This window comes from Pseudomonadota bacterium, from assembly GCA_026388315.1.
Lineage (GTDB): Bacteria > Desulfobacterota > Syntrophorhabdia > Syntrophorhabdales > Syntrophorhabdaceae > MWEV01.
On the sequence record JAPLKA010000044.1, the window covers coordinates 49,666 to 57,331 of the forward strand.

Consider the following 7,666-nt stretch of genomic DNA (forward strand, 5'->3'; position numbering starts at 1 on the left):
ATTACCACGCTTCCCGGCGGTCGCTCGCAATGACTTTATTTTTTTTGTTATGCAAATAACATCCGCGCCTTTTGCATCTTATCAGCAATATTCAAACCGTTGGCACAATGAGCAACACATTCAGTACAGTTAGAGCATGCAAAAGCGGATTCGTTCTGTTGCAGTTCATCATAGGTGGATCGGGCAAGTTCATAATTTCCATACCCGTCCGCATACATGATAGAACGGTTAATGGTGCTGATGGCAACATTTTGCGGGCATGTGGGCTCACACTGTGCACAGAGATGGCAATAATAGGGGGTGATGGCTTCGGCATAACGCTCAAGGATCTGCCCATCCCTCCGGGTCAACCTCATTCCCATAACCGCTGTGGCTTCCTGAAGCATACTCATATCCTTCATGCCTGGAATTGCACATGCCACATTCGTGTCCTGGAGCACCCACTTGAGCGCTGCCTGGTGGGGACTGATGGGCCCGAGCGCATCCGTCTTGTATCCTCCTACCTGGGTTTTCATGGCAACGATGCCAATGCCTGCCTTTGCGGCGCGGGCAATTGCCTCCTTCACAGCCGGTTCGCTCTTGTAGTTATAAGCCACCAGCGCCATATCAAAGAATTTACCCGGGTCATTTGTAATGGCCTTTAGAACGTCAGCCTGATTTGTGTGGGTTGTAATACCAAAAAAACGGACCTTGCCCTGCTTGCGAAGCTCCAGCAGCGCTTCCCGGGTTTCAGGATTCATCGCCCTTTCTCCGCTCGTCAGGCTGTGGAGCTGGATCACATCGATATAGTCTATTTGGAGTTTTGAGAGACTTGTTTCAACGTCTTTGAAGATATCCTTCTTTGACTGGGAGGTCTGCGGTGTTTTGGTTGCTACATAGACCTTGTCTCTGCGGCCTTTCAGGGCTTTTCCGACAATTTCCTCGTTCCTGCCGTTCATGTATCTTCGCGCAGTATCAACATAATTTACACCGAGATCAAAGGCAGCCTCCATCGGCTCATAGTCCGGGGTAAGCATGGCGCCGAAGCTTACAACCGTCACTTTCAGTCCCGTCCTGCCGAGCGTCCGGTAGACCGGAGTTGTGCCCGGCCTTGAAGCAGGTGAAGCGGCCTCTGTTGTTCTGCCCAAACCGCCCAAACCTGCTGCCGCAGCCACTCCCATAACTCCAAATTTCAAAAATGCCCTGCGATTCATCGAATTATGATCTTTTGTTTTGCTCATGGGAACCTCTCATCTTCGAGCATTAACCACTTTTCCATTATATCACACATAAATGATATTTGCATGAGACCATTCTGCTGATTATAAATGGCAAAGATTACGCAAAATTACAATCATTTATTGACAATAATATGTAAAATAAAGCAAATTATTTTTAAATATCTGCACGAGGCATTGAAAAATGAAAAAAGGGTTGTACGCTGTTGGTCAGTTATTAATTCTGGTTATTGTTTTCGCTACCCCGCTTTTTGGCCAGGTAATGACGATTACAAAGGAATACGTTTACACCGGAAACGATTTCGATACAGCAGAAACATGCAAAATCATAGGTTTTGAGGAGGCAAAAAGGCTTATTTTTGATGAATTGGAAGCAAATTTAATCAGTGACAATAGATTTAAAAGGTTCCAATTACCAAAAAACAGGCTCATGGCTTACGCGGAAGGCATTGTAACACCGGAGATCAGCAATGAAAAATGGGATGGCAGGAACTATTCTTTCAAGATTCGGATTGAAATAGATTCTGATAAGATATTGAATTTCACAGGTTTTCATTTTAAAGACAAGGAGAAAATAGAAGAACTTGAAGAAACGAAAAAGAACACTGAAGAAGCCTTAAAGAGAATTAAAAAACTACAGAAGGAAATCTCACCGGCTAAAAAAAACAGAGAAAAACAGGCTCAGTATCTTGCTGCTGTCGAACAATTAAATCTGGAACAATGGATTGATGAAGGATATGTATTGATGAATAAGTCTCAATATAAGGCTTCGATAGAGACATTTGATAAAGCCATTGCATTTAAGCAAAAACCCCGCAGCATAAAACAGGAAACAAACAGTGGAACCGTTGCAGCACCCGCAGCCCATTTGAGATCACAACCATCACGCAACGCACCACCAGCCGGATATGTTACAAAGGGGACATTGCTGTTAATATTAGATGAATCGAAAGATGACAGCGGGGGGCTTTGGTACAGGATAAAACTTCCTGTTTCCAAAAAAGAGGCCTGGATAGCCAGCGGAGCAGTTACTCGAGCGAAACAGGATATACAGATCGGCGATAATAATATTTATTCCATTGCGCGGGCTTATACAGGCAGGGGAAATGCCAATGTGGAATCCGGTAAGTCAGATGCGGCAATAGACGATTATAATAAAGCTATTGAATTAAGTCCTCATTCTGCTGCCGCTTACAATTATCGTGGCCTGTCATATATGAATCTTGGTGATTACAAAAAGGCAATAGAAGATTTTAGCATTGCAATCCAATTAAAACCGGACAACATCGCAGGGTATATTAACAGGGGTTTTGCCTATTCGGAACTGAATGATTTTCAGAAAGCAAAAAAAGATCTCGATCATGCCATTCACATGGAACCCCGGAATGAATTTCCCTATTTAAGCCGTGGGCGGCTCTATGCAAAATCAGGTGATTTTAAGGAAGCTATAAAAGATTACGATATGGCGCTTGCGCTAAATCCCAATATCAGCATTGCCTATGCCGGTAGAGGTATTAACTACGCAGCATTGAAGAATTATGAAAAAGCCTTAAAAGATTTAAACACTGCAATCGAACTTAATCCTAAAAATACTGATGCCCTGTATAGCCTGGGCAGTGTCTACCTGAACATGGGAGAAACTGAAAAAGCAGTGGAAAATTATAAAGCTGCTGCCAGATTGGGCGACAAAGACGCTCAGGGATACTTGAAGAGAAAAGGCATTCTGTGGGATGAAAAATAAGTAAGCAGGTATCACTGCAAGTCTTCCTTTCTCTTCCATTTTCGGTGTGAGGTAACGGCAAACCGGTGGGCTTCATCGCGCATTTTGACTATCTCTTTGAATACCGGTGATACCCTGGGGAGTACAAGCGGGTTTTTCCGGTTTGGGGCATAGATTAGATCATCCATCCCTCTTCTCCTCTCTCCCTTGGCAATGCCAATGACATCCCTGTCGATATTCTGCCCTCTAAGCGCTTTAGTTGCTGCAGAAAGTTGCCCCTTTCCACCATCAACAATAAAGAGGTCGGGCAGCGGCCCTATTTTTTCATCCGTGAGCCTTCTCTTAAGCACCTCGGCCATAGCAGCCACATCGTCCATGGACGGCGCCGACCGTATATGGAATACCCTGTAACCCTTCTTATATGTTTTAAACGCCTCGAAAACCACCATCACCCCTGTGGGGTTTGCACCGAATAAATGCGAAATGTCATAGATTTCAATCCGCTCAGGTGCTTTCCTCAGATGCAATGATCTTTTGAAGGCATCTCCGAGGTCAAGCGCCTCAGGCTCAAGAAGGTTTTCTATGGCAAGGGGAATGATTTCCTTTGACAACCTGCTCCTTGGGCCGTAAATACTGACAACGCCTTTTTTCCTCTCCTTCAGATGCTTCTCCAGAAAGTGTCTGTCTTCAATATCCTCTGAAAGGATAATCTCCTCGGGGATCGGCCTTGTGTTATAATACTGAAAAAGGAATGACGATATGGCTTCTTCGTAGGCAACTTTCATCAAGGATTCTTTAAAATGTTTTTTTGAGACGAGTACGCCTTTTCTGAAGGTAAGCAAAACGATCTTAACTCCATGATCCCCTTCAAGGAATGCCCATACATCCCTGTTCCTTCCGAGGTGTTCATGGACACGCTGCTTTTCCACCATCCCCTTGATGGCCAGATATCTCTCCTTCAGTTGCTTCGCCTCTTCAAAATTCCAGTTTTCGGAGGTTTCTTTTATCCGTCGCTGGAGCTCCTTCAGGAGTTTCTCGTCCTTTCCTGACAGCAAATCGACGAGTTCGTCAACGACCTTCCTGTATGTCTGCTGATCTGTGTGCCCGGCACATGGGCCGAGACACTTCTCCAGTTCAAAAAGCATGCAGGCCCGCTTTCTCTTCCTGAAAACAGTATCTTTACACCGTCTTATCGCATATACCGTCTGAACAAGTTTCATTACATCCTTTACGTCCCGTGCATGGGGATAGGGACCGAAATAGAGCGCCCCGTCGTCTTTAATGTCTCTCGTTATATAAAGGGCCGGAAATGTTTCCTTTACGGTAAGTTTTAGGGAAACATAGGTTTTATCATCCTTGAGGTTGATATTATATTTTGGCGAGTTTTCTTTTATGAGGTTATTTTCTAAAAGGAATGCCTCCTTTTCACTCCCCGTCAGCATAATCTCGATGTTTTCAATATTACTAACCAGGCGGGATGTCTTGGGATCTTTTTCGCTCTCGCGGAAGTAACTCCTCACCCTGTCCTTGATGTTCTTCGCTTTACCAATGTAGATGATATTCTGCTCTTTATCACGAAATGTGTATACACCTGATGATTCAGGGAGGGAGTTTATAATCGTTTCGTCGATCATGTATCTACTATCTTTAACCCCAGAAACTTTACCATCGGATCGAAGTCTTTGTCGTCATGTAACAAAGATGACCGTTTTCTTGCCATTGAAGTAGTCGATCCACACGGACAAGTCAACGAGAATCATCTGACTAACCGCATCTCGTTAAGATCGCCGGTCCATTTAAGTTTTCCCCGAAGCCCCTTTATTCTCTCCTGGTTCTTCATTTGTAGCAACAATTTCAGCCCCTCTTCTATTGCGGCCTTTCTTGTTCTCAAACCGGACGCCTTGAGAGCAGATTCCATCAGTTTGTCATCAATAACTACATTCGTTCTCATTCCTCGCCTCTCATGTGTATTGATTATCCATATTATACACATCGATGGAACTGCCTGGTAGTCTTATTTTTTCAATACACAACCTCTGGGCTGAGGCTTTTCCCAACTTTAGGAAGGTTGTATGCTTTCTATGCCAACAGGATGACTGCCTTTCACTTACAAATAAATTATTTAGAATGAATGAGTTATCGAGGATTACGAATTAAAATGGGGTATAACGTTTGACTTCAGCGTACAACAAAAGCGTAATTTTGGTAGTCCACCGGAACCATTTTTTAGAATCAATGCCAGTTCAAGTTTGAAACCTCCTGCTGAAACTCCGTTGCCACATCATTGATACTTTCGAATTTACCTCCGAAAAGGCCAGCTTTAAGTGGCTCCCAGTTTTCCTTCAATGCACGCGCTTCACCAATTATGCGTGTGAGCGGAGCGTTGTTGTACCCACGATTTTTCCAACCAAAACGACCAATTGGCCCCCACACATATTTTTCGCGTTGCTTTCTAAGATCGGCAGCAGCCAGAGCAAAAAGCACCTCGAATTCGTCAAAGGACCTCTCGTAGCTTTTTCCAATAAATAGAACATCATCAAGCTTAGGTTGAAGTATTTTGAACAGATATTCACTCATTGGTGCATAATATCTCTCATACCCTGGCAACTGCTTAAATATGTTCATACGGGTTAATTCAAGAATTGCGTTTGCGATAGCTTCAACGAAAAACTCATCCTGCTGCCTGCGCTCGGAAAAACCAACCTGCGTATAAAAAATGTTTGCCAACGAGTCGTATCTCTTGCCTTCAACTGCAGCTATGCCCGAATAATAAAGTCCGATAATCAATGGATACCAACGAAGATTTGCCCATACTTCAAGCCCGTCTTGCGGTTCAAGGCGATCTGTTGACCTTGCCATAACTTTCTGCAGAATTGCTTTGTGGGTGGGTTTGCCCCAATAAGCAATGCAGGCGGTGAGTAAGGCGAGATCGTTACTGCGTTCCTCGTACTTGGAAATTCTCTCAAGGAGTTCATCCTTAGAGAACTGGTTTTGAACTTTGAAATGATCCTCATTGGTAACAGATAGAAATCGCTGGACTTCCTCTATAATGAAATCGTGTAACTCAATCGATGAGGAGTCACTTGCTAATAACGATTTGATCCTCTTTATTTTGCTTGACGTGGATTCTCTGGAGAAGTCTTCTTCTGAAAACGGTATAACGATGAGGCTATCGAGGTCTTTATCCTCGGATTTCTCTATGTCTGATAGATGAGGTGCCTGCAAGATGAAATCCCCGTCTCCATCGAAGTAGCCATAATGTGGCGTTTGGTTCGAATTCTTGTCGTTTGCTACCTTTGTATGGACATATGACATCAGGCCGCTGGCTGTTAATATACCGTTTTCAGTAGCCGCTTTTCCGCGAAGTCCCTCAATTAAATGACCAGTAAAAACAGAATGATTAGGTAGTGGTCCTCCAGAGTCTGAAACCACTTCATCCGCTTTTCCTGCTGTAAGGACTTGACGGGAATACCTAAGCATCATGTCTCTCAAAAAGCGTGTACTGCCTGGATAAAGGCTTCGAGTCAGAGCCAAACCGCCATAGCACGCATCCATTATAAAAAACATGTGCTTGGCCCGTATCAACTCGGCGTTCCGCGTGAGTTCATCCCACCTGATAAACGTGGAAAAATCTTCCATATCCGCATCGTAAGGCACCAGATAGCCGACTTCCCCACGGATTCCGGTGCGCGTATGGCCGTGCCCTGCGAAGAAGATGAAGATTCGTTCGTCGAGATCAATGTCAGATAAAGTAAAGCGCATGAAACAACGTAAGATGTTCTCCTTGGTTGCTTCGCCATCTACGAGATAAGTTATATTATCTTGTGGAAATGCAAGCGCATTAACCAAAACGTTTTTAATCTCCTCAGCATCACTAACAGCATATGATAGAGGCGACGCATTCTTGTAAAGATTGATGCCAATTATCAATGCGCGGCTATTTGTGTAGTGAGTTTTTAGAAGAAATCTAATATCTCTTAAAATATCTTCCTCCGATCGGCCCTACCAAGTTATTGCATAGTTTTATGAAATATTATCAATGTTGATAGAATTATTCAATCAGTAATTAGTATTGCTTAATGCCACTTGAAAGGTTGCATCTAAGGCAGAAACCGCGAAGCGCACATTACAGGAAGAACATCCCAGACTATGCAGGGACAGAAAACAAGCTGTCAAGCATTTGCTCATTTCATTCAGTTACAACAAATCCAGGCAAGGGGCTGATGTGCAGATTTGTAAGGGTTGATGTCTTCATAGGGTGTAAGATAATGATAAAATAAGTTCTCCACAACATTCTACCACTCTTTTTCAAACGTGGGCGGCTTTACCCAAGACATCTTCTGCCCATTGATTAAGACTTTTCCCTACGGTTTTTGCTGTGGAAATAGCTCTGGCATGAACCTCAGGAGAAACACGGAGCATCATCTTACCGGAAGCTGCCTTCAATGGTCTGCGGCCTGTGGCAGCACAATCTGCTATATAATGATCAATGGCAGCCTGGAAATCGGCCTGGAGTTCTTTTACGGTTTCTCCATGGAATGTGATGCTATCCGCAATTCCTATAATCTTGCCGGCAAAAATATTATCTCTTTGATCAAATTCGATCCGGGCCGTATACCCCTTATAGGTCATTACATTTTTCATGGTGTCACCTCCAATTGTATCAACCACTCGCGCAGTTCTTCGACCTGATACTTTTTTGCTTCCTTGCCCGGGTGGGGTCGATGAA

The 7,666-nt window shown here is 43.9% G+C and carries 6 protein-coding genes; 1 reads left to right on the forward strand and 5 read right to left on the reverse strand.

Annotated elements, in window-relative coordinates; genetic code table 11:
• Nucleotides 1–47: 47 nt before the first annotated feature.
• Nucleotides 48–1,220: an aldo/keto reductase gene (locus NTX75_05000; protein ID MCX5815587.1), complete on the reverse strand. Its 1,173-nt coding sequence runs from the start codon at nt 1,218–1,220 to the stop codon at nt 48–50.
• A gap of 181 nt (nt 1,221–1,401) precedes the next feature.
• Here NTX75_05000 and NTX75_05005 point away from each other — a divergent pair, with 181 nt between their 5' ends.
• Entirely contained in the window at nt 1,402–2,958 is a 1,557-nt protein-coding gene (locus NTX75_05005; GenBank protein MCX5815588.1) for a tetratricopeptide repeat protein, read from the forward strand.
• 11 nt (nt 2,959–2,969) lie between these two features.
• On the opposite strand, the gene uvrC is transcribed toward NTX75_05005, so the two are convergent.
• The 4 genes from uvrC to NTX75_05025 form a co-directional block, all read right to left on the reverse strand.
• Nucleotides 2,970–4,571: an excinuclease ABC subunit UvrC gene (gene uvrC / locus NTX75_05010; protein ID MCX5815589.1), complete on the reverse strand. Its 1,602-nt coding sequence runs from the start codon at nt 4,569–4,571 to the stop codon at nt 2,970–2,972.
• Between the two features lie 122 nt (nt 4,572–4,693).
• Nucleotides 4,694–4,888 (reverse strand): type II toxin-antitoxin system VapB family antitoxin, encoded by a 195-nt coding sequence (locus NTX75_05015; protein ID MCX5815590.1) that lies wholly within the window; start codon nt 4,886–4,888, stop codon nt 4,694–4,696.
• A 281-nt stretch (nt 4,889–5,169) separates the two neighbouring features.
• Entirely contained in the window at nt 5,170–6,867 is a 1,698-nt protein-coding gene (locus NTX75_05020; GenBank protein ID MCX5815591.1) for a caspase family protein, read from the reverse strand.
• Between the two features lie 378 nt (nt 6,868–7,245).
• Nucleotides 7,246–7,581 carry a type II toxin-antitoxin system HicB family antitoxin gene (locus NTX75_05025; protein MCX5815592.1) on the reverse strand — a complete coding sequence of 112 codons (336 nt, stop codon included), beginning with the start codon at nt 7,579–7,581 and terminating at the stop codon, nt 7,246–7,248.
• Between the last annotated feature and the right edge of the window lie 85 nt (nt 7,582–7,666).